Consider the following 24,461-nt stretch of genomic DNA (forward strand, 5'->3'; position numbering starts at 1 on the left):
GCCATGAGAGCCTACGAAGGGTGGCCAAACAGCCCGAAGGAAAGTGCTCATGACCGCGACCACCCTCGTCATCCCCGATCTTGCCGGCAAGGCGGTGCTGGTCACCGGCGCTTCGACCGGCATCGGTGCCGCCCTTGCACTGGCCTACGCCGCCCAGAAATGCCGGGTCGCCCTGCACTACAATTCGAGCCGGGAGGCCGCAGAAACGCTGGCCAAAAACATCCGCGACAGCGGCGGTGAGGTGTTCCTGACACAGGGCGACTTCTCACAGGCAGCCGATGTCGAGCGGGTAGTCGAGGAGAGCGCCGAAACATTCGGGCGGCTCGACGGGCTGATCAACAATGCCGGCGGCATGCTCGGCCGCGTACCTTATGCGGAGCAGACCGAGGCGCACTACGACGCGGTGATGGACCTCAACGCCCGCTCGGTGCTGACGGCCTCGCGCAAGGCGATGCCATGGCTGAAGAAGCAGGGCGGCTTCATCGTCAACACCTCGTCGATCGCGGCGCGCAATGGCGCTGGCGGCGGCGCCGGGCTGTACGGTTCGGCCAAGGCCTTTGTCTCCAATGTGACGCGCGGCATGGCCAAGGAACTGATCGGCTTCGGCATCCGCGTCAACGCGGTGGCGCCGGGCACCATCGCGACACCCTTCCATGAGCGCTATTCCACCGACGAGCAGATGAAGGGCATGGTCGCCACCATTCCTCAAGGGCGTGCCGGCACGGCCGAAGACTGCGTCGGCGCCTATCTCTTCCTGTCCTCCGATCTCCTGAGTGGTTACATCACCGGCCAGGTGATCGAGGTGAACGGTGGCCAGTTGATGCCGTGAGCCGGCAATTGCATACTGCGTCTCGCAACCATGCATGTCGTGCGCACGTTTGCTGAGGTTGGAAGAAAGGGGAGAGGCAATGTACGGATTGATCGGAAAGATGCGGGCGTCGCGCGGCCAGCGCGACGCGATCATGGATGTGCTGCTCGCCTCGACCGGCGCCATGCCGGGTTGCCTGAGTTATGTCATCGCCCGCGACCCGGCCGATGCCGACGCGATCTGGGTGACCGAAGTGTGGACCGACGCCGCAAGCCACAAGGCTTCGCTGCAGCTGCCGGAGGTCCAGGCAGCGATCGCCAAGGCCCGGCCGATCATCGCCGGCTTCGAATTCCAGGTCGAGACCCATCCGGCCGGCGGTTTCGGCCTGCCCGCCATCAAGAACGAGTGACATCCCAACGCGGGGTCGGGGTCGTGAATTTCGTCCGAGACAGCGTTCGCATTTTTCTCTTCCAGGTCTAAGACCCAAACATGGACTCTTCGCCAGACCAACCGGCCGTCGAACGCATGGCGCGCATGCGTCCGGTTCGGCAGTGGCTGGTGCTGCTGATCGTCTCGCTGCTGTTCGCCGGCGCGCTGGAATACGCCGCACTGCCGGCGGCGCTGCTGATCGGCCCGATGTTGGCGGCGATCCTTGCCGGCACCAATGGCGCCACGGTGCGCGTGCCGCGGCCGCTGTTCGCCGCCGCCCAGGCCTTGGTCGGCTGTCTGGTCGCGGCGTCGATCTCCACCAACATTTTTTCGGTGTTCTACAAGGAATGGCCGCTGGTCCTTGTCGTGGTGTTGGCGACCCTTGCGGCGTCCAGCCTGCTTGGCTGGTTGATCAGCCGCTGGCGCATCCTGCCCGGCACCACCGCGGTCTGGGGCTCGTCGCCGGGTGCTGCCACTGCCATGGTGCTGATGGCCGGTGCCTTCGGCGCCGATCAGCGCCTCGTCGCCTTCATGCAGTATCTGCGCGTCATCTTCGTCTCGATGACGGCAGCACTCGTCGCCAAGATGTGGGTCGACACTTCGGGCATCGAGGTACCAGCCATCGTCTGGTTCCCGCCGATCGAACCGGCAGCCTTTGCCGCCACGCTCGGCGTGGCGCTGGTCGGCGGCCTGCTTGGCCGGTTGTGCCGGCTGCCGTCACCCTTCTTCCTCGGCACTTTCATCTTTGGCACCATAGTCCATCTCGGCTTCGGCGCGGCGATGCAATTGCCGCCATGGCTGCTGGCGCTCTCCTATGCGATGGTCGGCTGGTCGATAGGGCTGAACTTTACCCGGGCGATCCTGCGCCATGCGACACGGGCGCTGCCGCAGATCGTCGGCTCTATCGTCGTGCTGATCGCCTTTTGCGGCGGGCTAGCCTGGCTGATCAGCCACGTCCTTGGTATCGATCCGCTGACCGCCTATCTCGCGACCAGCCCCGGCGGCATGGACAGCGTCGCCATCATTGCCGCCGCCGCGCAGAACGTCGACATATCCTTCGTCATGGCCTTGCAGTCGGCCCGCTTCCTGGTCGTGCTCATCGCCGGGCCGAGCATAGCGCGGCTGGTGGCGAGAGCCGTCAGGGACTGAGATTCAAATATGCAGGGAAGAGGAAAAGTGCCCATGAACCGTCGTGTGAATGCCGTCGATCTCTCAGGCCGGGTCGCCGTGGTGACCGGCGGCGCGCAAGGCATCGGCCTTGCCGTCGCCCGGCGACTGCTGTCATCGGGTGCCAGCGTCGCCCTCTGGGATGTGGACGAGACCGCCATGGCGAAGGCCGTTTCCGAACTCGCCCCGCTCGGCCGGGTCGAGGGTTTGCTGTGCGATCAATCGCTGATGGAGGCCGTCGACAGCGCCGCGACCGAAACCGAGCGCTCGCTTGGTCCGGTCGATCTGCTGGTAAACAATGCCGGCATCGCCGGACCGGCAGCGACGGTGGCGGATTATGATCCTGCCGCCTGAAGCCAGATAATCGACATCGACCTCAACGGCGTCTTCTACTGCTGCAAGCGCCTGGTGCCCGGCATGATCGCGCGCAGCTACGGCCGCATCGTCAACATCGCCTCGGTCGCAGGCAAGGAAGGCAATCCGAATGCCGCCGCCTATTCCGCCGCCAAGGCCGGCGTGCTCGCGCTGACAAAATCGCTCGGTAAGGAGTTGGCCGGCCACGACATCGCCGTCAATGCGCTGACCCCATCGCCCGCCCGCACCCGCATCCTCGAACAGCTCACTGAGGCCCAGGTCGCCTACATGCTGGGCAAGGTGCCGCGAGGCCGGTTCGTCGAAGTCGAAGAGGCGGCTGCGATGATCGCCTTCATGCTATCGGACGAAAATTCCTTCACCACCGGCGCAACGTTCGATCTCTCCGGCGGCCGCGCCACCTACTGAGAAGCGTCGCTGTTCCTTGCTGTCGCCGTCGCTGTCGGCGCCGCGAAGGACTAGATCATGATGAGATTTCGTTGAAATTTCATCATGATCTAACCCTTTGTTGGAGCATGATCTTTTCCAAAAACCGGTACCCACTTTTTGGGATCATGCTCTAAGAGCCGCCCAGCGTCGCGGCAAGCCGGTCGGGAAGGAAATCGACGAAGGCGCGAACCTTCGGCGACAAATGACGATTGGACGGCCACAGCAACCGGAACTGGCCGCGGCCGTCGACATGGTCGTCCAGCACCGTGCGCAGCAGGCCGTCACGCAGCGCCTCGCGGACCAGGAAATCGGGCATCGAGCTGATGCCGAGCCCGGCCATCGTGGCGCCCTTCAGCGCCTCCGTGTTGTTGCAGGTCAGCATCGAGCGGACCTGCGGCTCGGCGCTGCCGCCGATGAACGGCCAGCCTTGCAGCTTGCCGCTGTTGGGAAAGCGGAAGCGGATGCCGTAATGGTTCACGAGATCGTCCGGACCGCTCGGGTTGCCGTGCTGCTCGATATAGGAGGGTGCCGCACACAACAGCAGCCGGAAGGGTGCAAGCGGCCGCGCCACCAGGCGCGAATCCGGCAGGTCGCCGCTGCGGATCGCGATGTCGACGCCTTCGTCGATGAGGTCGACGATGCGGTCGTTGAAGTCGATGTCGAGTTCGATTTCGGGATAGCGCGCCATGAACTCCGACAGCGCCGGGAACAGCAAATGATAGGTCACGATCGGCGTCGAAACGCGCAGCCGCCCATGCGGTGTTTCGCGGCTCCGCGACAGCATCGCCTCGGCATCGTCGATGTCGTCGAGGATGCGCCGCACCCGCTCGTTGAACAGCTTGCCCTCTTCGGTCAGGCCGATGCGGCGCGTGCTGCGCTGAAGCAACCTTACGCCGAGATCCTGCTCGAGCCTGGCGACGCTCTTGCCGACGGCCGATGCCGAGATTCCGAGCGTGCGGCCCGCAGCGATGAAGCTGCCGAACTCAGCCGTGCGGGCAAAGGCCAGGAGCCCATTGAGGCGTTCCATCGCATCTCTCCATTCGAGCGTTTCAGTCCGGTATATCTGGAGATTTAACACTATTTTTCTCGAAGTGTCGCGAGCCTATCTTCCCGTTACGACCGGCGCACCAAGCTTGCGGCAGGCCGGCGGATCCTGGTTCAGATAGGAAAATTATGACCCCGAAGACCACAAACGGCGCGGTCGCGCCATGGCTTGTCCTGTTGTCGGTATGCCTTGCCGCCATGACAATGCCCTTGACCTTCACCGGCCCGGCCGTCGCGCTTTCCCGCATTGCGGCCGACCTCGGCGGCAGCCCGATCGCGCTCAACTGGGTGACCAACGCCTTCATGCTGACCTTCGCCGCCACCTTGATGGCATCAGGCGCGCTGGCCGACAATCATGGCCGCAAGCGGCTCTTCCTTGTTGGCCTCGCCACCTATGTGCTGGCATCGCTGGGATCGATGTTTGCTCCTGATATCGTCTGGTTCGATGTGCTCAGGGCTGCGCAAGGGCTCGGCAGTGCCGCCGCCTTTGCCGGCGGCGCCTCCGCTCTTGCCCAGGAATTCGATGGGCCATTGCGGCTGCGCGCCTTCTCCTTCCTCGGCACCAGTTTCGGCATCGGCCTCGCTTTTGGGCCGATCGCGTCGGGCCTGCTCATAGATGCTTTCGGCTGGCGATCGATCTTCGTCTTGGTGGCAGTGCTCGCGATTGCAGCCGCTTTGCTCGGCCTGCGCACCATCAGGGAATCGCGCGATCCGGATGCGACCGGCCTCGACTGGGCGGGAGCCGGCACCTTTACGATCGCGCTGGCATCGCTGACCTACGGCGTGCTGCAAGCGCCGCAGAGCGGCTGGACCGATCCCCTGGTGATCGCGCTTCTCGTGGCGGCCGCCCTTTGCTTTGCCGCTTTCGTCGTCGTCGAGCGGCGCGTGCGCCGGCCGATGCTCGATCTCTCGCTGTTCCGCTTTCCCCGCTTCGTCGGCGTCCAGTTCCTGGCGGCCGCTCCCGCCTATGGCTTCGTCGTCCTGCTGGTGCTGTTGCCGATCCGCTTCATCGGCATCGAGGGGATGAGCGAGATCAAGGGGGGGCAGTTGATGATCTGCCTGTCGGGACCGCTGTTGATCCTGCCACTGCTCGCCGGCCAGGTAGCGCGCTGGATCGCTCCGGCAACGATCTGCGGTGTCGGCCTGCTTGTGGCCGCCGGCGGCCTTGTCTGGCTGAGCCTGACACCGCCTGTCGTCGCAGCGCTGGTGGCGCCGCTGATCCTCATAGGCGTCGGCATCGCCTTGCCCTGGGGGCTGATGGACGGACTTGCCGTCGGCGTCGTGCCGAAAGAGCGTGCCGGCATGGCGGTCGGCATCTTCAACACCACCCGCGTCGCTTGCGAAGGCGTGGCGCTGGCGATCGTCATGGCAGTCCTGTCGGGTTTCACGGCAGCCCAACTGGCGGCTCAGGGAACGGCGTCTTCCCTGGATGCAACCGCCGCCGCGCAGCTGCTGGTGACCGGCAACATCGGCGAAGCGGCAGCCCGCTTGCCGGGTGCCGGAGCCACGGTCCTGGTCCAGGCCTATGAGATCGCGTTCGACAGGCTGCTGATCGTGCTGGCGGCAATCACCATCGTCACCGCCCTTGTCGTCTTTCTCGGCTTGCGCCGTGGATCGGCGGTGGAACACGAGACCATTGCTCTGCCGGTTTGCCAGGAAGGGTAGCTGAGCCGCGTCAGGAGATGACGAGGCTCGCTATGCGGTGGCCGTCCAGCACGAAGGTCATGTCACCCTCGCCGTTGAAGCCATTGCCTTTCACGGCAATGCGGACGCGGTAGCTGCCCTCGACCTCGGCGATGCGGACAATGCGAAGATTGGACTTCACGCCGATATTGTCCGACTGGTTCCAGCGCGCGATCTGCTGGCGGCCTTGGAAGGACCGCCCCCAGTCGGTCAGGGACGCGTCGGCTGTGAACGTGTGGAGAACGGCTTCGCTATCACCCGCATTGGTGGCCTCGATAAAGCGGCGGATAGGTTCGGGTGTGGTCATCAATCGAGCCGGTGCATCAGATCATCATCCAGCCAGCGGCCGAAGAAATAGACCAGCTGCTTGTGCCACCATGGCCAGTCATGACTGACATCGCCGCCCCAATAGTCGACCCAGGCGGGAATGGATTTGTCGCGCAGGATCTGTTCCAGCCTGCGGGTCTCGACCAGCATCCGCTCTTCCCAGGCGCCCTGCCCGCAGCAGAAGATCATCCTCAGCGACTTCAGCCGGGCAAGCAGCTTTGGGTCTACGGTGCCGGGCAGATAGTCGAGCGGTGAATTGTAGAAGATATCACCTTCCAGCGCCTTGCCGAAGAAGTCGCCCGCCGAATAGACGCCCGACAGCGCGATGACGCCGCTGGCGAGTTCGGGAAAGCGAAAGACGAAGTTCGTGGAATGATAACCGCCCATCGAACAGCCGGTGAACAGCGGCTTTAATTTGCGCCCGCCATTGGCTTGCTCAGCGGTCGCCAGAAACTCCGGCAGCGCCTCCTCGCGCACATATCGGAAGTAAGCCTCGTGGCGACCGATGCGGTGGGCGGCGCCGGCATGCTTGTTGAAGAACGATTCCGAATCGACGCCGTCGACCGCGAACAGCTGGATGCGGCCGGTGTCGATGAATTCGGCCAGCGCTCCTACCCCGCCGGAATCCTCGAACTGGTAGAACCGCCCCTGCGACGTCGGGAACACCACCACCGGCCGGCCGGCATGGCCGTAGCGCTTGTATTCCATGTCGCGGCCGAGATTGCCGGAGAAACCCTTGTGATAAGAGATGTCCATCGCGTCTAAGCCTTTTCCGCGTGGATGTAGGCGACAGCCGCGCGCAGTGCTGCTTCGTCCTTCGAGCGCATCTGGTAGGCGTAATTTCCCATGGCGCGGCTGAAAACCTTTTCTATCGGCTGATGATGGACGATCTTGTCGCGATGCGCGGCTAGCACGTCCTCATGGCTGTGCAAATAGTGGAGGTGCTGCTTGCGGCTGGCATAAGCGGTGAAATACTTGCCCTCATAAGGACCACCGGTGGCATCCTTCACCACCATGTCCGCCCAGGCCGCGTAGACGTCGATGTCGAACGTGTAGTTGATCGCATCGGTCATCCAGGCGCCGGGCGGCCGCATGTTGACCTCAAGCGCGATGACGCGGTCGTCCTTGGTTTCGAACAGCTCGATGTGGAAGAAGCGCTCGCGCACGTCGAACGCCTTGAGGATTTTGCGGCCGGCCTCTTCGATCGCCGGTCGGACCTTGGGAAAGCAGGTGTAGCTCATGTGGCGATCCTTGTTGACCACTTCCATGATGCTCTGGTCGTAGCGGTGGCTGGCCGCCAGCACCACCTCGCCGTCACGGTTGACCAGCCCATCGAAGGTCACCACCAGCCCCTCGATGAACTGCTCCATGACGAAGGTCACGTCCTCGGGCTTGTCTCTGAAAAACTGGTCAAGCTCCCTGGCGTTGGAAATCTTGAAGGTGTTCGAGGCGCCGGACCCGGAATCGGGCTTCACCACCACGGGATAGCCGACGCGGCGGATAAAGGTCATGGCGCCGGCCCGGTCGGAGCATTTGCGCTGGGCGATGGTGTCGACGCCGCTCTTGCGGAAGAATGCACGCATGCGGCTCTTGCGCTTCAAATTCTTCACGAAATCGAGCTTGGTGCCGTAGATGTTGAAGTCGGTGCGGATATTGGCCTCCAGCTCCAGCCAATGCTCGTTGAGGGACTCGAAGCGCTCGATCCGGCCCCATTTGTGGATGAAATGACCCATCGCCCGGAACACCGGATCGTAGTCCTCCATGTCGGCGATGCGGTAATATTCCGACAGGGCCGCCTTCAGCTTGCCGTCCAGCGCCTCATAAGGCGCATCGCCAATGCCCAGCACCGTAGCGCCGGCCTTTTTCAGCCGGTCGCAGAAATCGGCGCCGTTGGCGGGAAAATGCGGCGAGAAGAAAACAAAATTCACGGATGACCCCTCCGACGGCGAAGCATTGCGGCCCCGGCTACACGCAAGTCTGGCGCATTTGCCGCGCATGGGGAAGAGTGCTCGCGAGTGGTGGAATGGCAGCCCACTTGCCTGTCCATGGCGGCTCCTGTATGAACCCCGCCATGAACACGCGCGTCTCCTCCGTCGCTTCCCGTCCGACCGGCTTTGCCGGCGAGACCGTGCGCGCGCTGGCATCGACCCTGCTTCTTCTCGGCCTTATCGGCGATCGCCGGGTTCGCTGAAGGAGCGCCCGGCGGTCGAACCGCCGCTTACGCGCACGCTCCTTGGCCAGTTCAGAAATTGGCAATTCACATCAAGCGAACGAAAATCTGATAAGGCGCTGCTCGCCCTGGAATCCGTCCGAAGACCGATCCGCGAGCCGCCGGGAGAACAAGACGATGAACGCACGAGAAGACATCCGCGCCGGCGAAGCCGAAAGCGTAAAACGCGCGGCCGGCCACATGCCGGGCGCGGCCCGAAAATACCAGCCCTACCCGACGGTCGGTCTCACCGACCGCACCTGGCCCAACAAGGTCATCGACAAGGCACCGGTCTGGTGCTCGGTCGATTTGCGCGACGGCAACCAGGCGCTGATCGATCCGATGGGTCATGAGCGCAAGGCGCGCATGTTCGCCCTGCTGCTCGACATGGGTTTCAAGGAGATTGAGATAGGTTTCCCCTCGGCCTCGCAGACCGATTTCGATTTCGCCCGCTGGTGCATCGAGGAAGGCAATGTGCCGGCTGATGTTTCGCTACAGGTGCTGGTGCAGTGCCGTCCCGAACTCATCACCCGCACCTTCGAATCTCTGAAGGGCGCCACCAACCCGATCGTGCATTTCTACAATTCGACCAGCGAGTTGCAGCGTCGCGTCGTCTTCGAGAAGGATGTCGGCGGTATCAAGCGCATCGCCACCGACGCGGCCAAGATGATCACCGACATGGCGGCCAAGGCCGGCGGCGGTTATCGCTTCGAATATTCGCCGGAGAGCTTTACCGGCACCGAACTCGACGTGGCGCTGGAGATCTGCAACGCCGTCACCGAGATCGTCAGGCCGACGCCCGACAACAAGCTGATCATCAACCTGCCCTCGACGGTCGAGATGTCGACGCCCAACATCTACGCCGACCGTATCGAGTGGATGTGCCGTAACCTCGACAACCGTGAAAACTTGTTGATCTCGCTGCATCCCCACAATGACCGCGGCACCGGCATCGCCACCACCGAGCTCGGCCTGATGGCGGGTGCGGACCGCGTCGAAGGCACGCTGTTCGGCAATGGCGAGCGCACCGGCAATGTCGACATCGTGACGCTGGCGCTCAACATGTACACGCAAGGCGTCGATCCCCATCTGGATTGCTCGGACATCAACCGGATGAAGGACGTCTACGAATATTCCAACCAGCTGAAGATATCCGAACGCCATCCTTATGTCGGTGAACTGGTCTACACCGCCTTTTCCGGCTCGCACCAGGACGCCATCAACAAGGGCATGAAGGCCTTGAAGAAGGCCAACACGCCGGTCTGGGAAGTGCCCTATCTGCCGATCGATCCGGCCGATGTCGGGCGCAGCTACGAGGCGATCATCCGCATCAACTCACAGTCAGGCAAAGGCGGCATCGCCTATGTACTGCAGGCCGATTACGGCCTCAATCTGCCGCGCAACCTGCAGATCGAGTTCAGCCAGGAGATCCAGGCGATCACCGACGCCGAAGGCAAGGAAGTGCCGGCAAAACGCATCCATGACCGCTTTATCGAAACCTATGTCGACCAGCCCGGCGCACGACTGAAGTTCCTCGACCATCACACCTATCCCGATACCGAGAAAAAGGGCCGGCGCGTGGTCGAGGCGGTGATCCTCGACAACGGCAAGGAGACGACCATCGCCGGCTCCGGCACCGGCCCGATCGACGGCTTCGTCGATGCGCTGTCGCGTCATGTTGGCGTCGACATGTCGGTGCTTGATTATTCCGAACATTCGCTCCAGCGCGGCTCGAACGCCTCGGCGATTTCCTATGTCGAGATGGAATATCCCGGCGGCAAGCTGTTCGGCGCCGGCATCAACACCAACATCGTCGCCGCCTCGCTGGAAGCCGTTGTTTCGGCCGCCAACCGGATAATCGGCCGCAAGGCCGGCTGATATTTTCCCGGGCGCCGAATGTCCGGTCTTTTGTGTCAACCACCGGCAACTATCCGGTGTGTTACGCGATCGCATAACATAAGCATGCTTGTATGGAAGTGCAGGCTCTATATGATTGCGCCTCAACCTGTGCCGACTTCGAGAGGATCGACACTTGCAGCATGCCACGCCTGCCGCCCCCGCAGTGCGCGAGACACTGGAGCGACTGCTCGCCAGCGAAACGTTCGGACGTTCCGAGCGCGCGCGCAAGTTGCTGCGCTATCTTGTTGAGCGCGAGCAGGCCGGCGAAGCCGACAGGCTCAAGGGTTTCTCCATCGCCATGGACGTCTTCGGCAAGGACGGCGATTTCGATTCGTCGACCGACGCCGTTGTCCGGGTGCAGGCAGGCCGGCTGCGCGAACTTCTCCAGCATTATTTCGCCAATGAAGGCATAGCCGAACCGGTTCGCATTGCCATTCCGCGCGGCGGCTACGTGCCGTCCTATGAGCTCAACGCCATACGCCTGCCGGTTGGGCAGGAGCCGCTTGCGGCGGCGGTAGCCGCCTTGCCCGGATCGCCCGACCAGGCGGCTCTTGACGCCGTTCCCGCTGCCGCGACAGCTTCGGGGGTTACAGAACCTGGGCCTTCGCTGGCGCGCCATCTCCAGTTCTTCTGGGTCGCCATGACGCTGGTCATTCTCATGCTGGGCGTGCTCATCCTGCGCCAGGGCAGCGGCGCATTGCTTGCCAGCAGCGATCCTACCGCGGTGGTCGAGACCGCGGGCGTAACGAGCAGCATCGCATCGCCGTCGATGGAGGCCCTGCCCCTCGTCTACATCGCGGTGAAGGCCACCGGCCCCGAGGCCGGCCGCGTCGCCGCTTCGCTGCGCGCCGGCCTTGCCGGTTTCGACACGATCGACTTCATCGGCCGCGACGCCGACAGCAAGCGCGATCCGAGCACCGACCCGACCAGCTTCGTTTTCGATGTCCTGCCGGGACCAATGGCAGGTGACGTGACGCTCGAACTGCAGAGCGTGGCGACCGGCCGCGTGCTTTTGTCCCGCAGTCTGACGGCCGCCGACAGCGCACCTGGCACCGTCGAGGATCGTATCGCCGCCATCCTCAGCTCGACCGTTCCCGCCTCCGGCCCGCTCTACAGCTACATCGAACAGAACGGCATTCAGACCGGGCTGACGAGCTGCCTGATCCTCAACGACAGATACTATCTCGACCAGAGCACCAGGACGCACGAGGCCGCCTATCGCTGCCTGGACAACCTCGCCGGCCAGGGTGCGAAATCGTCGTTGGTCTATTCGGAACTGGCCTCCCTGACCCTTGAGGCCGCCACCGATCATTACGCCTATCCGCCTGGCGCGACGGTCGAACAAGCAATGTCCTTCGCCCATCGCGCCATCCAGATGGGACCGACCAGCCCCTATGCGCACCGCGCCTATGGCTACCTCAATTCGCGCCTCGGCAACACCGAGGAATCGATCCGCTGGATGCGCAAGGCCTATGAGCTCAACCCCTACGACCTCGGCATGGCTGCCGCTTACGGCTATGGCCTGATCTTTGCCGGCAAATATGCCGAGGGAACACCCATCCTGACCCATGCCGTCGAGACGTTCAGCGGCCATCCGACATGGTGGGATTTTGGGCTTTTCGCCGGGCAATTCATGCTGGGCGACATGAACAAGGCCGCGATAGCCAGCGAGTTGCTGCGCACGACGGCGATGAAATCGCATTATCTGGCGGCGCGGCTGATCGGCGCCAAGGCTGCCGGCCGCGAACAGCTGGCAGCCAAGCTTCTGGATGAGCTGACCACCAAATTCCCGAAATTCGCCGCCGATCCGCGCGCGGCCTTCGCTGAGCGCAAATATCCCGCCGATCTGACCGACCGGCTGGTTGAGGCGCTGCGCGCCGCGGGCCTCGGCAACGCCAGCTAGTCTTTCCGGATCGCGAAAACTTTACTGGCCATCGGTCTGGACTGGGAGCAATCCAGCCTCGATTCGAATTTCCTCTCCAGTCTTGCAATAATCCCACATTTTCATGGTCTCATCCCTCTATGTTGCCGAGCGGGGCGCCGGGCCGAAGACGGTCGTCCTGCTGCATGGCTTCGGTGGTTGCCATGATATCTGGCGCGAGGTGACCGCGTCGCTAGGGCCCGATGTCAGGACCTTGGCCTACGATCTTCCGGGACACGGACTGTCTCTCGAATTTCCTGGCAGCGGCCCGGCCAAAACAGCGGCGCGAGCGGTTCTCGCCGATATCGCCGCACGCGGGATAGCAAGGGTGCATGTCGCCGGTCATTCGATGGGCGGCGCGGTCGCCTCCCTGATGGCGCTTGCCGAGCCTGAAAGGATAGGCTCGCTGACGCTTCTGGCGCCGGGCGGTGTTGGCCCCGAGATCAACGGACCGCTGTTGCGCCGCTACGCCGCGGCCGCCGACAGACGGGAAATCCGCGCCTGCCTTGCCGCCATGTCGGGACCGCGAAGCCCGCCGCCCGAACGCATCGTTGGCGTCCTGGCGGACCTACGCCGTCGCCCCGGCCAGTTGCGCAAGCTGATTGAGATATCGGCCGTCATGACCAGGAACGAGCGGCAGGGGGTCATACCCCGCGAACAGCTGGACACCCTCGACATGCCGGTGATGGTGGTTTGGGGAACGGACGATCCGGTGCTGCCCTTTACCCAGGCTGATTGTCTGCCGGCGCATTTTCATATTCATCACGTGCTCGATGCCGGCCATATGCTGGTCGAGGAAGTGCCTGATGTGGTCGCCCAGGCCGTGCGCCGAAACATGGCACGCCGCGGCAGGCGCCTGCGTCCGACATTCGAGGCCGCGGCGAGCTAACTTACTTGCGCCCCGCATCTCGCCAGTGCATTTTGCCGCCGCCTGTGTTAACTCGCAATTAACCATATCAGCGAGGCGACGCCGATGAAGGACACTGGCGAAAACATCACCCCCATCGACACCTCCCGCAAACTGTCCGACGCCGTTCGCGATGTGAAAAATGCCTTCGCCGATCGCGACGATGTCGTGGTCGACATGCGCGAGGCGCACCGGATGCGGCTTGATCTGCTCGCGGCCGAGCTCGCCCCGGCCTTTGCCGACGTGCCCGCCGACATGGACAATTTCGACTTCGTCGTCTCCTCCGGCCTGCAGCCCCGCCTGTGGATCGACGCCGTCAGCCATGTCGCCATGGGGCGCGACCGCCGCACCTACCGCTTTCTCAGGGATACCCGCATCGGCCGCGTCGTGCTCGCCGAATTGACCGATATGAAACCGGTCGCCGATCAGGTCACGCGCTATGTGGCGGAGCGTATCGTCGAGCGCCAGCGCATGATGGAGGGCGGTGTCGAGCCGGCCGTCGCCGACCTGAAACGCGCCGCCGTGCCGGAAGCTGAGCCGCCCTTGCAAGCAGCCGTGCCCCGCAAGGGCTGGTCGACGTTCCTTTCCGGTCTCGGCTTGGTCGCCGCCGGCGCGCTTGTTGGCCTGGCGGTGGCGGCCGCCCTGTTTTGGGATCGCCTGATGGCGATGAAGATCAGCTTCTGATCAACGATCTGGAGGCCTCGGTGTCTGCGCGCCGAGTTCAATGACCTGCAGGTCCGATGGCGGCAAGGCCGGCCCGGTCAGGCCGCGCCGCGTCAGGCGAATCAGCCAATTGCCCTTCTCCCCGTCAATATCGAGCAGATTGTACTGTGCCGCCGGGTTCTTGCTGCCTGGCGACTGCCCGGCGGCGGCGACGCCGACGACCGGAATCCTGGCGCCGCGCCCGCCGATGAAGAACAGCGACGGCAGATGCGAATGGCCGTGCAGCACGAGTTCGGCGCCATGCCTATGAAGGGTCTTGTGGAAGCGGGAGATGCCGAACAGGCGCTTTTGCTGGGCGACGGCGCCGCGCACCGGCGGATGATGGATCATGATCACCCGCAACAGGCCGCGTTTGTTCGTTGCGTCGAGCACTGTCGCCAGCCTTTGCGCCTGACCTTCGAGGAAGAAGCCGTTGGCCATGAACGGCGCCGTGGCGCGCGCCGTCGAAACGCCGATCAGCGCGACATTGCCGCGTACGCGCAGATAGGGAAAAGCGTTGCGGTCGATCGGCGCAGTCACGCCGTCGCCGCTCATCCACGCCGCCCAGGAGCGGCAGACCTTGTCGAAGGCGCCCGGCACATAGGCGTCGTGGTTGCCCGGCACCACCGAGACATCCTCCGGCGAACCCAGCGTCTCAAGCCAGTGCTTGGCCATCTCGATCTCGCCGTCGAGCGCCAGATTGACCAGATCGCCGGTAACGGTGAGGTGGTCGGGTGTGCTCGCCTTCATGTCGGCGACGATGGTGTCGATGACGGCATCGTGCATATGGCGGCGGCGGTTGCGCTGCCAGTTGACGTAGCCGACGACGCGCTTGGACGCGAGTTCGCGATAGGTTACACCGGGAAGCGGCCCCAGATGGACATCGGAAATATGCGCGAGCCTGAACATCCTTCCTTCATAGGCGACGCGCTCCCCGCTTTCCACTCACTGTTTCCTGCCCATCCACGGTTTCGCTAGTCATGGCTATATCGGACCCGGAGCAGGCGTTTCGCCAGACCGGCTGGGCAGGCCTCAGGGCAAGGCTGTTCCATCTCTATTTCCTGCTGCGGCGGCCGATGACGCTGGGCGTGCGCGGCCTGATCCACGATCGCGCCTCGAACACCGTCTTCCTCATCCGCCACACCTATGTCCCCGGCTGGCAATTGCCGGGCGGCGGCGTCGAGGTCGGCGAAACGCTTGGCGAAGCGCTGGCGCGGGAACTGGCCGAGGAAGGCAATATCGCGCTCACCGCCCCGCCGGTGCTGAAGTCGATGCATTTCAACCGCCGCTCCAGCCGCCGCGACCATGTCGGCCTCTATCTCATCGAAACCTTCAACCAGACCGCGCCGAAACTGCCGGACCACGAGATCGCCGAAGCAGGCTTCTTTCCGCTCGACCGCTTGCCGCATGGCACGACGCCGGCGACGCTGCGGCGGCTTGCCGAGGTTTTTGAAGGCCAGCCGGTATCGCCGTACTGGTAGGCTGTCAATCCGATGCTCACGCCGCCTGCCTGAACCGCGCCCGGTCGTGCGGCGCGCCATAGTCGAGCCCAGGCCCGACCGGCACGATGCGCGTCGGGTTGATGCTCTCGTGGCTGCCGTAATAGTGCATTTTGATGTGGTGCAGGTTCACCGTGCCGGCGATACCAGGCACCTGGTAGAGGTCGCGCAGATAGTTCGAAAGGTTCGGATAGTCGGCGATGCGGCGCAGATTGCATTTGAAATGGCCGACATAGACCGGGTCGAAACGCACCAGCGTGGTGAACAGCCGCCAGTCGGCCTCGGTGATATGCTCGCCAGTGAGATAGCGCTGTTTTGACAGTCGGCCCTCCAGCGTGTCGAGCGCCGCGAACAGCTCGCCGAACGCCTCTTCATAGGCCGCTTGCGTGGTGGCAAAGCTGGCGCGGTAGACGCCGTTGTTGACGGCGGGAAAGACCAGCGCATTGACCTTGTCAATCTCGCCGCGCAGGCCTGGCGGATAGAAATCGAGAGCGGCATCGCCCCACTCGTCGAAGGCCGAATTGAGCATGCGGATGATTTCGGCGGATTCGTTGGAGACGATGGTCTCTTCCTTCTTGTCCCACAGCACCGGCACCGAAACCCGGCCCGAATAGGCTGGATCGGCCTTGGTGTAGATTTGGTGCAGGAAGTCGAGGCCGTAGAGCGTGTCGCCGGTGGCGCCATCCTCGGCCAAAAACGTCCAGCCCTCAGTACCGAGGAAATGATGCACGACTGAAACCGGGATGATGTCTTCTAGCTTCTTCAGCGCGCGAAAGATCACCGTGCGGTGCGCCCACGGACAGGCGAGCGAGACATAAAGATGGTAGCGTCCGGGCTCGGCCTTGAAGCCGCGCGAACGACCTTGCGCCGGCGCGCCGTCGCGCGTGATCCGGTCACGCCACTGCGTCTCGGCGCGGATGAACCTGCCGCTGCTATCGACATTGGCCGGACGGTCCTGCCATTTGCCTTCGACCAGCAATCCCATACGAAATCTCCTTGCGTGCCTTGGCCAATGTAGTCGCAAGGCGGCAATGCCGAAGCCGTCATCTGCTGAACAGAGCGTCACTCGTATGAAACGCCGGATGAAAACAGCCGATTGCAGCCGCCGGAAATTGATGCTAGCGGACACTCCGCATGTTCGATCTTGGCTTGATCCGGTTTGACCGACGACGAAAGGGCGCCCGCGCTTAGAAAGCGCTGACTGGCGAACGCTGCCGCTTGCAGCAACCTTTCCTCTTTATCGGACCGCGAAGACCATGAGCCTTGCCGACGTGAAATACCTGCCGGAAACTCCGGCGCATGATCCCGAAATCGAAGCCATCAACGACGAAGCCTTTGGCCCCGGCCGTTTCGTGCTGGCCGCCTACAAGATTCGCGAGACCGGCGGCCACGAGCGCTCGCTATCCTTTGTCGCCATGGATGGCGACATCGTCGTTGCTTCGGTGCGCATGACCCGCATCGCCGCCGGCGCCGGACGCGCGCTGATGCTCGGGCCGCTTGCCGTGCGGCCCGCCTTCAAGAATCTCGGTATCGGCCGCCGGCTCGTGGCGATCGCGCTGGAGGCGGCCGCCAAGGCCGGCGCGCCGGCGGTGATCCTTGTCGGCGACGAGCCTTATTACGGCCCGCTCGGCTTCAGAAAGATCCCCCGCGGCCAGATCTCCATGCCGCGCCCGGTCGACCTCGACCGGCTGCTGTCGCACGAGATCGTGCCCGGTGCCGTGGCGCGGCTCTCCGGCGAGGTCGGCCATGCCAGCCTTGCCAGGATCGCGGAGCAGGCACCAGTGATGGCCTGAGCTCCAGGATCGGTCGCGGCAGCGGTCGCGATGGATCCCCATTGGTCAGGTTGCACCATGGCGGCGACCTCCGTAGCATGACCCGGAACAGCACGGAGCATGCAGCATGAACCCGAACGGCCAGATTGCGATCGTAACCGGCGGCGGCTCTGGCCTCGGCGAGGCAACCGCCCGCGCGCTGGCCGACAAGGGCGCGCGCGTCGCCATTTTCGATATCGGCATCGACCGGGCATCGAAGGTGGCTGGCGACATTGGCGGCGCCGCCATCCAGTGCGATGTGAGCAGCGCCGGCAGCGGTGCGGCCGCGCTCGCCGAGGTGGAAAAGAGACTTGGGCCAGCGCGCATCCTGGTCAATTGCGCGGGCATTGCCATCGGCGTGAAGACGATCGGCAAGGATGGTCCACATCCGCTCGACCAGTACCGCAAGGTGATCGAGATCAATTTGATCGGCACCTTCAACATGATCCGCCTCGTCGCCGACCGTGCCGCCCAACTCGAACCGCTGCAGGGCGGCGAGCGCGGCGTCATCGTCAACACCGCGTCGGTGGCCGCTTATGATGGCCAGATCGGCCAGGCCGCCTATGCCGCATCCAAGGGCGGCGTCGTCGGCATGACGCTGCCGGTTGCCCGCGACCTGGCGCGCTCCGGCATTCGCGTCTGCACCATCGCGCCCGGCATCTTCAAGACGCCAATGATGGCCGGCATGCCGCAGGAGGTGCAGGATTCGCTCGGCGCGGCCGTGCCCTTCCCGTCCCGCCTCGGCGAGCCGTCCGAATATGCCGCGCTCGCCCTGCATATCGTCGAAAACCAGATGCTGAACGGCGAAACCATCCGCCTCGATGGGGCAATCCGCATGGCGCCGAAATAGACGGCCATGACGGCCGGCGCAGTGAAGACCGGTCCGCTGGCCGGCCTGAAAGTCATCGAGATGGCTGGGCTCGGCCCGGTGCCTCTGGCCGGGCTGATGCTGTCGGAGATGGGGGCCGAGGTGCTGCGCATCGAGCGCACCGGTTCGGACCAACCCCTGCTGCCGCTCTCCGATGCGTACAATCTCGACCGTCACGGCCGCTCCATCCTGCGCGTCGACCTCAAGCAGGCCAAAGGAACGGAACTGCTGCTGCGCCTTGCCGAAAAGGCCGATCTGTTTGTCGAAGGCTTTCGCCCCGGTGTGATGGAGCGGCTTGGTCTCGGCCCGGATGCTGCATTGGCGCGCAATCCGGCGCTGATTTACGGCCGCATGACCGGCTTCGGCCAGGACGGGCCGCTCGCAGGTCGCGCCGGCCACGACATCACCTACCTCGCCTATTCCGGTGTGTTGCATGCCATAGGCCGGGAGGAAGGCCGGCCGGTGCCGCCGCTGAATCTGATCGCCGACAATGGCGGCGGCGCCATGATGCTGATCGCCGGGGTGCTTGCAGCGCTGTTCGAGCGCTCGCGCTCCGGCAAAGGCCAGGTGATCGACGCGGCGATGGTCGAGGGCGCTTCGATGCTGGTGGCCCCCATACACGCCTTCATGTCGGCAGGTCTGTGGAGCGACCGGCGCGGCGCCAACCTGCTCGATTCCGGTGCGCCCTTCTACGACACCTATGAGACGGCGGACGCACGCCACGTTGCGGTCGGCTGCCTTGAGCCGCGCTTCTTCGCCGCATTCGCAAGACTGCTGCCGCTCGGCGAGGATTTTGTCCGCGGCCAATACGACAAGGCGTTGTGGCCGGACATGCGCGCGGCCATTGCCGACCGGTTCCGGCAGAAGACACGCGACGACTGGGACGCGCTGTTTGCCGCAAGCGATGCCTGCGTGGCGCCGGTTCTGTCGCTGGCCGAAGCCAGGGATCATCCGCACAACCGGGCGCGTCACGCATTTGTGAAGGCCGGTGCGCTCGAGCGCCCCGCGCCCGCGCCACGCTTCTCGGCCTCGCAGCCGGCGCTTGCCGGCATGTCTGAAGATGACGATCAGCTGCCCCAGACTGTGCTGGCGCGCTTCGGCTTTTCGACAGCCGAGATCAAAGCGCTTGTCAAAGCCGGCATGATTGGCCAATAACTGGATTTAGAAAATCAACTTACCTGGTGGGCATTTTGGACCAGCCGAAGAAGGACGTCATTCGCGCGACGGACGCCGAGGCGATCAGGCTGGCCGCAACGCTGATCCGCAGCGCCCGTTTCGGCGCCCTCGCGGTGATCGAGCCTTCGACCGGCGCACCGCTGGCCTCCAGGGTCGGAGTCGCCACCGACATCGATGGCACGCCTCTGATCCTTGTCTCGGCGCTGTCAGCCCATACCGGCGCCATCCTTGCCGAGCCGCGCTGCTCGCTGCTTGTCGGCGAACCCGGCAAGGGCGATCCGCTGGCGCATCCCAGGATAACGCTGGTCTGCCGGGCGCAGCCGCTGGAACGCGGGTCGAGCGCGCATGCCCGCGCCGAGCGGCGCTATCTCAACCGCAATCCCAAGGCAAAGCTCTATGCCGGGCTCGGCGATTTCTCGATCTTTCGCCTCGAGCCGGAGCGCGCCAGCCTGAATGGCGGCTACGGTAAGGCCTACCTGCTCGACCGTGCCGATCTCATCACCGAGGGGTTGATCGTCGACGAGCTGGCCGCCAGCGAACAATCCGCTCTCGACCACATGAATGCCGACCATCTCGACGCCATCGCCGTCTATGCCCATCATTTCGCCAGGGTTGAAGGTGATGGTTGGACCATGACCGGCTTCGATGCCGATGGCATCGACCTGGCATCGGGCGACACCGTTTGCAGGGTCTATTTTCCACAGCCATTGAAGACCGCGCGCGACCTGCGGCCGGTTCTGGTCGACATGGCCAAAGCCGGTCGTGCGCCAGCTACGCAAGGATAATCGTCATGAATCAAAAGCACGTCTTGAGATTTGGGCGAAATGATCTACGATTCAGGCGACGCTGAATCAGCAGCGTGATCCATAGCTGAATTATAGCAGCCAACGCTATTTGCCCCCATAGCGTTTGGATGAGCAGGAAAACATGGGGCATCGATGGTCTCGACCAAACTAATCGCCAATGCCGAATCGGCGGCGACATTTCTGACCCTTATGGGCAACGAAAAGCGGCTCTTGATCATGAGCTATCTGGCCGACGGTGAAATGTCGGTCGGCGCCATCGCCGAAAAGGTGATGCTCAGCCAGTCCGCTTTGTCGCAACATCTGGCCAAGCTCAGGGCGCTCGATCTTGTCGAGACCCGCCGCGACCGGCAGATGATCTACTATTCCTGCAAGTCCGAAGCCGTGCGCGAACTGTTGCGCATGCTGGACGGCATTTTCGGGATAGGCGACTTGTCCCAAATGGCAACGCGTCTGCGCCGCGCCGGGACTTGACCTGCAGGGCTTGACCTGCGGCTCCGATCGCTCCTTACCTCGCTGACGATTTTTCGCCGGCCGAGGTATTGATGGATCCGATCCAGATCGACGACGCGCGCGATCCGCGGGTCGCCGCCTATCTCGACATCCGCGAGCGCGATCTCACCGGCCGCCATGGCCGGTTCGTTGCCGAAGGCAAGGTGGTGCTGGACGTCCTGCTGTCAGCCGGACGCTTTGCTGCGGAGTCGGTCCTGGTCCTCGAAAACCGGCTGGCCGGGCTCGACGACATCCTGCGCAAGGCCCCTGCCGACCTGCCGGTCTACGTTGCGGCAAGCGCCGTCATGGACAGGATCGCCGGCTTCCACATGCATCGCGGTATATTGGCGATCGGCAGCAAGGGCACGCCACAGCCCGCCGAGGCCTTGCTCGACACCTTGCCTGCCGAAGCGTTGATCGTCGTTCTCATCGGCATCGCCAACCATGACAATATCGGATCGATCTTCCGCAATGCCGCCGCCTTCGGCGCCGATGCCGTCTTCGTCGACGCCACCTGTTGCGACCCACTGTATCGCAAGGCGATCCGCGTCTCCGTCGGCGCCGCGTTGAAGGTGCCCTTTGCGTCCTTCGGCGACACTGAAGCTTTCATCGCGAAGCTCGGCGAGTTGGGCTTCGGCCAGGTCGCTTTGTCGCCGCGTGGTGAGGCTGACATTCGCGATGCCGCGCGACCGAAACGACTGGCCCTCTATCTCGGCACCGAAGGCGAGGGCCTCCCGGAGAGCCTGCTTGCCCGCCTGCGGACGGTGCGGATCGCGATGTCGGAAGGGTTCGACAGCCTGAATGTTGCTGCCGCGTCAGCCATTGCGCTGCACCATTTCGCCCTGATAGGCGTAGTCAGGCAATTCCAAGCCGGGGCTTGAAACTCAGCTCGGCAAATCTGCCTTCTGCAACGCCCGCACGCGATCGGCGAGGCTGGTGGTTCCCGACCGCGTTTCCTGCGGCGCCGCCAGCGCCTTGGCGATCGGTGAATCAGGTCCTTCGAGCTTGGCCGTCAAATGGACGACCTCAGCCGCCAGATTGTTCATCTGTTCGCGCAAGGCAGAACCGGCATCATTGCCATTGCCGGGGCCATTCCCGGGCTTCGCGGATCCAGAACCGCCAAGCTCCGCCTTCATCCGCTTGTTTTCGCGGGCCAGCGTCGTCAGCCTGGCTTCGAGCCGCTCTCGGTCGCCTTCGAGCTTGGCGAGCGTCTTGTCCATGTCCTCGTTCCTGGCGCGGGCACTGTCTTGCGCACCAACCAGGCCAGCAGCCGCGGCGCCTCCTGTAGCCTCGCCCTTCACCCGCTCGCGAAGCCGGGCCAGTTCCTTTTCGCGGCGATCGAGCTTGTCCTCGCGATCGGCAAGCGTGGCGAGCAGGCGCTCGAGCTTTCTGTCGAGGTCGGCGGTTCTTTTCTTTTCGGCCTTCAAGGCATCGCGCGTGGCCTTGCCTTCGGCGACGACTTCCTGATGGCGCTTGTCGGCCTCCTTCCGCTGGCCGCGCAGCACTGAAATGTCGTTGGCAAGTTTTTCCAGCTCGGATTCGCGAGCCACCAGTTCGATCTGACGATTGCTGGAGGAGAAGGACGCGTCGTCGTACATATGTTCGAGCTTTTCCAGCTCGAGCGCGCGCTTTTCCATCATGCGCTCTGTTTGTGCAAGCCTGTCCGACAGCTGTTGTATCTGCTGCTCGCGATGCAGCAGCAATTCGTTTTTTTCCCCGAGCTCCGAAAGCGCCTGCTTCTTGTCCTTGCGCTCGACCGCCAGGCCCTTCAGCGCCTCGCGGCCGCGATTGATTTCGACGAGTTGCTCATTCGCCTGCTCACGCAGCGTCTTGATGCTGATTTCGAGCCGGCGCGTCGTCATGGCGAACTCGGCCCGCAAGCTGTCCTTGTCGGCCTGGATCTCGGCCAGCGTTCGCGGCACCGACGCCTCGACACGCTTGCGTGTCAGCGCGACCGCCCGCCGCCAGATGGCCGGCGCGACCAGCAGCGCCAGAAAGCCTGCGCACAGAAAGCCGAGGGCGAAGAACAGGATCGACTGAACCAAGGTGACTACCCGTTACGGGCGGGCCGCTATCCGGCAACCGCCAAGTCTGGACTTTGCCAATGACGCAAATCCAGCGCTGCGGCAAGGGTTTGCCGCAGCTGCACCGGGTCAGAATCTGTTGATCGGGTCGAAGTGTGGTCGGAATCGCTCAGAAAGGATTCCAGGTCGGCCTCTGCGTCAGCTTCAGATAGCCGAGATTGACGCCAAGCCGCGCGCCGACGCCGGTGCGGATCGGCACCAGCAGCACCCTGTTGTTCTGCAGCACGTTGAAGCCGACGCCGGCCACGACATAGGCCGAACCGGCAACGCCGCCGAACCGATTGTAGAGATTGCTGACGTCGTCGAGGTTATAGACGAGCATCATCACCCGCGATCCCTCGCCGCCGAAATCCCAACCGAGCGAAGGCCCTTGCCAGAACACCTTATGGTCGCCGGCATTCTTGGTGTAGAGCGTACCTTCGCCATAGGTCAGGCCGCCAATCAGCGCGCCGGATCCCTCTTCGCCGAGCAGATAGCCATTGGGCAGGCCGTAGGAGGCAAAAATCTTCTCGACGACGGTGGCGAGACCGCCCGACGTCGCGCCGAAGAACTTGTGACCGGAATCGACGATCTCCTGAGCGGTGTATTCCTGTGCCCGCGACGCAGAGGTTGAGAAAGCGAGAGCGCCCATGAGGGCAATCGCCATGAAGAAGACGCGGACAAACGTCCGGTCGTAGAATCGGGAAACCATGCTTCCAATCTCCGTCAGGGAGCACTTTCGCCGACGCCTCGCACCCCGTCCGGCTCTTTAGGCGGCCGTTAAGGATGACTGTTACGGGCAAACTATGCCGTAATCCTTTTTCAACCATTAACCTCCCACATGAACATGGCGGTTCGAAGGCTGTTTCTGACGGTCTGCGCGGGCGCCCATCCTGTGCAAAGTGCCGTTTTTCTCACAAGAATTGTGGATTGTTGCTGCACGCTCGGGCGCTGTGTATTCAGAATGCCTGGGGGGAGAGAGCGTGATTCGGGTGGTGAGCGTGGCTGTCGGCCGCGCGGCCACCAGGATGTGAATTTTAGCAGGGATTTTTCGCCGATGGCTGAGCTTTTCTCTCTCTCCGCACCCGATCTCGCAGCCTTGTTGTGCAGCCGAGTCTGCCACGACATCATTTCGCCGGTCGGCGCCATCAACAACGGCCTTGAACTCCTGGACGAGGGCGGCGCCGACGAAGACGCCATGAAACTGATCCGGCAGAGCGCCAGAAACGCTTCGGCCCGCCTGCAATTCGCCCGCATCGCCTTCGGCGCCGCCGGTTCGGCGGGCATGATGATCGACACCGGCGATGCCGAGTCCGTCGCCATCGCCTTCCTGAAGAACGAGAAGCCGGAATTGATCTGGAACGGGGTTCGCGCCCTGCTGCCCAAGAACAAGGTCAAGCTGCTGCTCAATTTGCTGCTCGTCGCCAATGCCGCCATCCCGCGCGGTGGCAGATTGGTGGTCACGCTGGAAAACCTCGACACCGAGCCGCGCTTTGCGCTTGCCGCAAGCGGCCCGATGCTGCGCGTGCCGCCGAAATTCCTCGAGCTCCATTCCGGCAACAAGCCCGAGGAGCCTATCGACGCCCATACCGTCCAGCCCTACTACACGCTGCTGCTGGCGCGTGAGGCCAACATGACGATCTCGATTCACGCGACCGCCGAAGAGATCGTGCTGTCCGCGGCTTGAGCGAAGCCGTTCGGCAGGACGCCGAGCATCAAGAACAATCAAGTATCTTTTCCCGCTGATATTTGCGGCAATTCAGAACAGGCAAGTTTCATTGCCGGCAACGCCCCTGCAGAATGGGGCTGCAAACGACATGTTTGTAAAAACTTTACCTAACGGCTTTTCTGC

The 24,461-nt window shown here is 63.5% G+C and carries 24 protein-coding genes and 1 pseudogene; 17 read left to right on the forward strand and 8 right to left on the reverse strand.

Features of this window, described 5'->3' with window-relative positions; genetic code table 11:
* Window positions 1–49 precede the first annotated feature (49 nt).
* The 4 genes and pseudogenes from AC3EMP_RS29255 (at window position 50) to AC3EMP_RS29270 (ending at window position 3,184) form a co-directional block, all read left to right on the forward strand.
* On the forward strand, window positions 50–829 hold the full coding sequence (locus AC3EMP_RS29255) for an SDR family NAD(P)-dependent oxidoreductase (protein ID WP_023686180.1): 780 nt from the start codon (window positions 50–52) through the stop codon (window positions 827–829).
* Window positions 830–908: 79 nt separating this feature from the next.
* Window positions 909–1,217 carry a putative quinol monooxygenase gene (locus AC3EMP_RS29260; RefSeq protein WP_023686181.1) on the forward strand — a complete coding sequence of 103 codons (309 nt, stop codon included), beginning with the start codon at window positions 909–911 and terminating at the stop codon, window positions 1,215–1,217.
* Window positions 1,218–1,297: 80 nt separating this feature from the next.
* Complete coding sequence (locus AC3EMP_RS29265) at window positions 1,298–2,386, forward strand: AbrB family transcriptional regulator (RefSeq protein WP_352711330.1); 1,089 nt, start codon at window positions 1,298–1,300, stop codon at window positions 2,384–2,386.
* Window positions 2,387–2,431: 45 nt separating this feature from the next.
* Window positions 2,432–3,184 (forward strand): annotated as a pseudogene (locus AC3EMP_RS29270) (SDR family NAD(P)-dependent oxidoreductase).
* Between the two features lie 151 nt (window positions 3,185–3,335).
* Here the strand turns inward: AC3EMP_RS29270 and AC3EMP_RS29275 are convergent.
* A complete protein-coding gene (locus tag AC3EMP_RS29275) occupies window positions 3,336–4,232 on the reverse strand; it encodes a LysR family transcriptional regulator (RefSeq protein WP_352711327.1) in 897 nt (298 codons plus the stop codon).
* 146 nt (window positions 4,233–4,378) lie between these two features.
* Between AC3EMP_RS29275 and AC3EMP_RS29280 the strand changes: the two genes are divergently transcribed.
* Window positions 4,379–5,914 carry an MFS transporter gene (locus AC3EMP_RS29280; protein WP_352711324.1) on the forward strand — a complete coding sequence of 512 codons (1,536 nt, stop codon included), beginning with the start codon at window positions 4,379–4,381 and terminating at the stop codon, window positions 5,912–5,914.
* A 10-nt stretch (window positions 5,915–5,924) separates the two neighbouring features.
* On the opposite strand, the gene AC3EMP_RS29285 is transcribed toward AC3EMP_RS29280, so the two are convergent.
* Genes AC3EMP_RS29285 through AC3EMP_RS29295 form a run of 3 tightly spaced genes read right to left on the reverse strand, consistent with a single transcriptional unit; the run spans window position 5,925 to window position 8,187 of the window.
* A complete protein-coding gene (locus AC3EMP_RS29285) occupies window positions 5,925–6,239 on the reverse strand; it encodes a nuclear transport factor 2 family protein (RefSeq protein ID WP_031192978.1) in 315 nt (104 codons plus the stop codon).
* Entirely contained in the window at window positions 6,239–7,015 is a 777-nt protein-coding gene (locus AC3EMP_RS29290; RefSeq protein ID WP_023804785.1) for an esterase family protein, read from the reverse strand. The genes AC3EMP_RS29285 and AC3EMP_RS29290 overlap by 1 nt, the downstream gene beginning before the upstream one ends.
* Window positions 7,016–7,020: 5 nt before the next feature.
* On the reverse strand, window positions 7,021–8,187 hold the full coding sequence (locus AC3EMP_RS29295) for an ATP-grasp domain-containing protein (RefSeq protein ID WP_023695839.1): 1,167 nt from the start codon (window positions 8,185–8,187) through the stop codon (window positions 7,021–7,023).
* Window positions 8,188–8,669: 482 nt separating this feature from the next.
* Here AC3EMP_RS29295 and leuA point away from each other — a divergent pair, with 482 nt between their 5' ends.
* The 4 genes from leuA (at window position 8,670) to AC3EMP_RS29315 (ending at window position 13,879) form a co-directional block, all read left to right on the forward strand.
* Window positions 8,670–10,346 (forward strand): 2-isopropylmalate synthase, encoded by a 1,677-nt coding sequence (leuA, locus tag AC3EMP_RS29300; protein WP_023669962.1) that lies wholly within the window; start codon window positions 8,670–8,672, stop codon window positions 10,344–10,346.
* Between the two features lie 154 nt (window positions 10,347–10,500).
* The gene (locus AC3EMP_RS29305; protein ID WP_488494704.1) at window positions 10,501–12,270 is read left to right on the forward strand and encodes a tetratricopeptide repeat protein; all 1,770 of its coding nucleotides are present in this window, start codon (window positions 10,501–10,503) and stop codon (window positions 12,268–12,270) included.
* Window positions 12,271–12,373: 103 nt separating this feature from the next.
* Window positions 12,374–13,177: an alpha/beta fold hydrolase gene (locus AC3EMP_RS29310; RefSeq protein WP_023686188.1), complete on the forward strand. Its 804-nt coding sequence runs from the start codon at window positions 12,374–12,376 to the stop codon at window positions 13,175–13,177.
* 84 nt (window positions 13,178–13,261) lie between these two features.
* Window positions 13,262–13,879: a hypothetical protein gene (locus AC3EMP_RS29315; protein ID WP_488494705.1), complete on the forward strand. Its 618-nt coding sequence runs from the start codon at window positions 13,262–13,264 to the stop codon at window positions 13,877–13,879.
* On the opposite strand, the gene AC3EMP_RS29320 is transcribed toward AC3EMP_RS29315, so the two are convergent.
* Window positions 13,880–14,806 (reverse strand): metallophosphoesterase family protein, encoded by a 927-nt coding sequence (locus AC3EMP_RS29320; protein WP_023744260.1) that lies wholly within the window; start codon window positions 14,804–14,806, stop codon window positions 13,880–13,882.
* 71 nt (window positions 14,807–14,877) lie between these two features.
* Between AC3EMP_RS29320 and AC3EMP_RS29325 the strand changes: the two genes are divergently transcribed.
* Window positions 14,878–15,378 (forward strand): NUDIX domain-containing protein, encoded by a 501-nt coding sequence (locus AC3EMP_RS29325; RefSeq protein WP_031197573.1) that lies wholly within the window; start codon window positions 14,878–14,880, stop codon window positions 15,376–15,378.
* A gap of 16 nt (window positions 15,379–15,394) precedes the next feature.
* On the opposite strand, the gene AC3EMP_RS29330 is transcribed toward AC3EMP_RS29325, so the two are convergent.
* On the reverse strand, window positions 15,395–16,381 hold the full coding sequence (locus tag AC3EMP_RS29330; protein ID WP_352594725.1) for a glutathione S-transferase family protein: 987 nt from the start codon (window positions 16,379–16,381) through the stop codon (window positions 15,395–15,397).
* A gap of 271 nt (window positions 16,382–16,652) precedes the next feature.
* On the opposite strand from AC3EMP_RS29330, the gene AC3EMP_RS29335 reads away from it, so the two are divergent.
* The 6 genes from AC3EMP_RS29335 to AC3EMP_RS29360 all read left to right on the forward strand — a co-directional run bounded on the left by AC3EMP_RS29335 (window position 16,653) and on the right by AC3EMP_RS29360 (window position 21,427).
* Window positions 16,653–17,189 carry a GNAT family N-acetyltransferase gene (locus tag AC3EMP_RS29335; protein ID WP_023686191.1) on the forward strand — a complete coding sequence of 179 codons (537 nt, stop codon included), beginning with the start codon at window positions 16,653–16,655 and terminating at the stop codon, window positions 17,187–17,189.
* A 106-nt stretch (window positions 17,190–17,295) separates the two neighbouring features.
* Complete coding sequence (locus AC3EMP_RS29340; protein WP_352594723.1) at window positions 17,296–18,057, forward strand: 3-hydroxyacyl-CoA dehydrogenase; 762 nt, start codon at window positions 17,296–17,298, stop codon at window positions 18,055–18,057.
* A gap of 6 nt (window positions 18,058–18,063) precedes the next feature.
* The gene (locus AC3EMP_RS29345; RefSeq protein WP_352594722.1) at window positions 18,064–19,230 is read left to right on the forward strand and encodes a CaiB/BaiF CoA transferase family protein; all 1,167 of its coding nucleotides are present in this window, start codon (window positions 18,064–18,066) and stop codon (window positions 19,228–19,230) included.
* A gap of 35 nt (window positions 19,231–19,265) precedes the next feature.
* Entirely contained in the window at window positions 19,266–20,036 is a 771-nt protein-coding gene (locus AC3EMP_RS29350; protein ID WP_023686194.1) for a HugZ family pyridoxamine 5'-phosphate oxidase, read from the forward strand.
* 153 nt (window positions 20,037–20,189) lie between these two features.
* On the forward strand, window positions 20,190–20,528 hold the full coding sequence (locus tag AC3EMP_RS29355) for an ArsR/SmtB family transcription factor (protein WP_023669951.1): 339 nt from the start codon (window positions 20,190–20,192) through the stop codon (window positions 20,526–20,528).
* A 71-nt stretch (window positions 20,529–20,599) separates the two neighbouring features.
* Window positions 20,600–21,427, forward strand: coding sequence for a TrmH family RNA methyltransferase (locus AC3EMP_RS29360; protein ID WP_023686195.1), 828 nt, complete (start codon window positions 20,600–20,602; stop codon window positions 21,425–21,427).
* A gap of 3 nt (window positions 21,428–21,430) precedes the next feature.
* Here AC3EMP_RS29360 and AC3EMP_RS29365 read toward each other — a convergent pair whose 3' ends face one another.
* Together AC3EMP_RS29365 and AC3EMP_RS29370 are read right to left on the reverse strand one after the other, a co-directional pair.
* On the reverse strand, window positions 21,431–22,591 hold the full coding sequence (locus AC3EMP_RS29365) for a coiled-coil domain-containing protein (RefSeq protein WP_023686196.1): 1,161 nt from the start codon (window positions 22,589–22,591) through the stop codon (window positions 21,431–21,433).
* Between the two features lie 148 nt (window positions 22,592–22,739).
* The gene (locus AC3EMP_RS29370) at window positions 22,740–23,276 is read right to left on the reverse strand and encodes a DUF1134 domain-containing protein (RefSeq protein WP_245259859.1); all 537 of its coding nucleotides are present in this window, start codon (window positions 23,274–23,276) and stop codon (window positions 22,740–22,742) included.
* Between the two features lie 390 nt (window positions 23,277–23,666).
* Between AC3EMP_RS29370 and chpT the strand changes: the two genes are divergently transcribed.
* Window positions 23,667–24,296, forward strand: coding sequence for a histidine phosphotransferase ChpT (chpT, locus tag AC3EMP_RS29375; protein ID WP_023669947.1), 630 nt, complete (start codon window positions 23,667–23,669; stop codon window positions 24,294–24,296).
* Window positions 24,297–24,461: the final 165 nt, after the last annotated feature.

The organism is Mesorhizobium sp. P160219, from assembly GCF_057786095.1.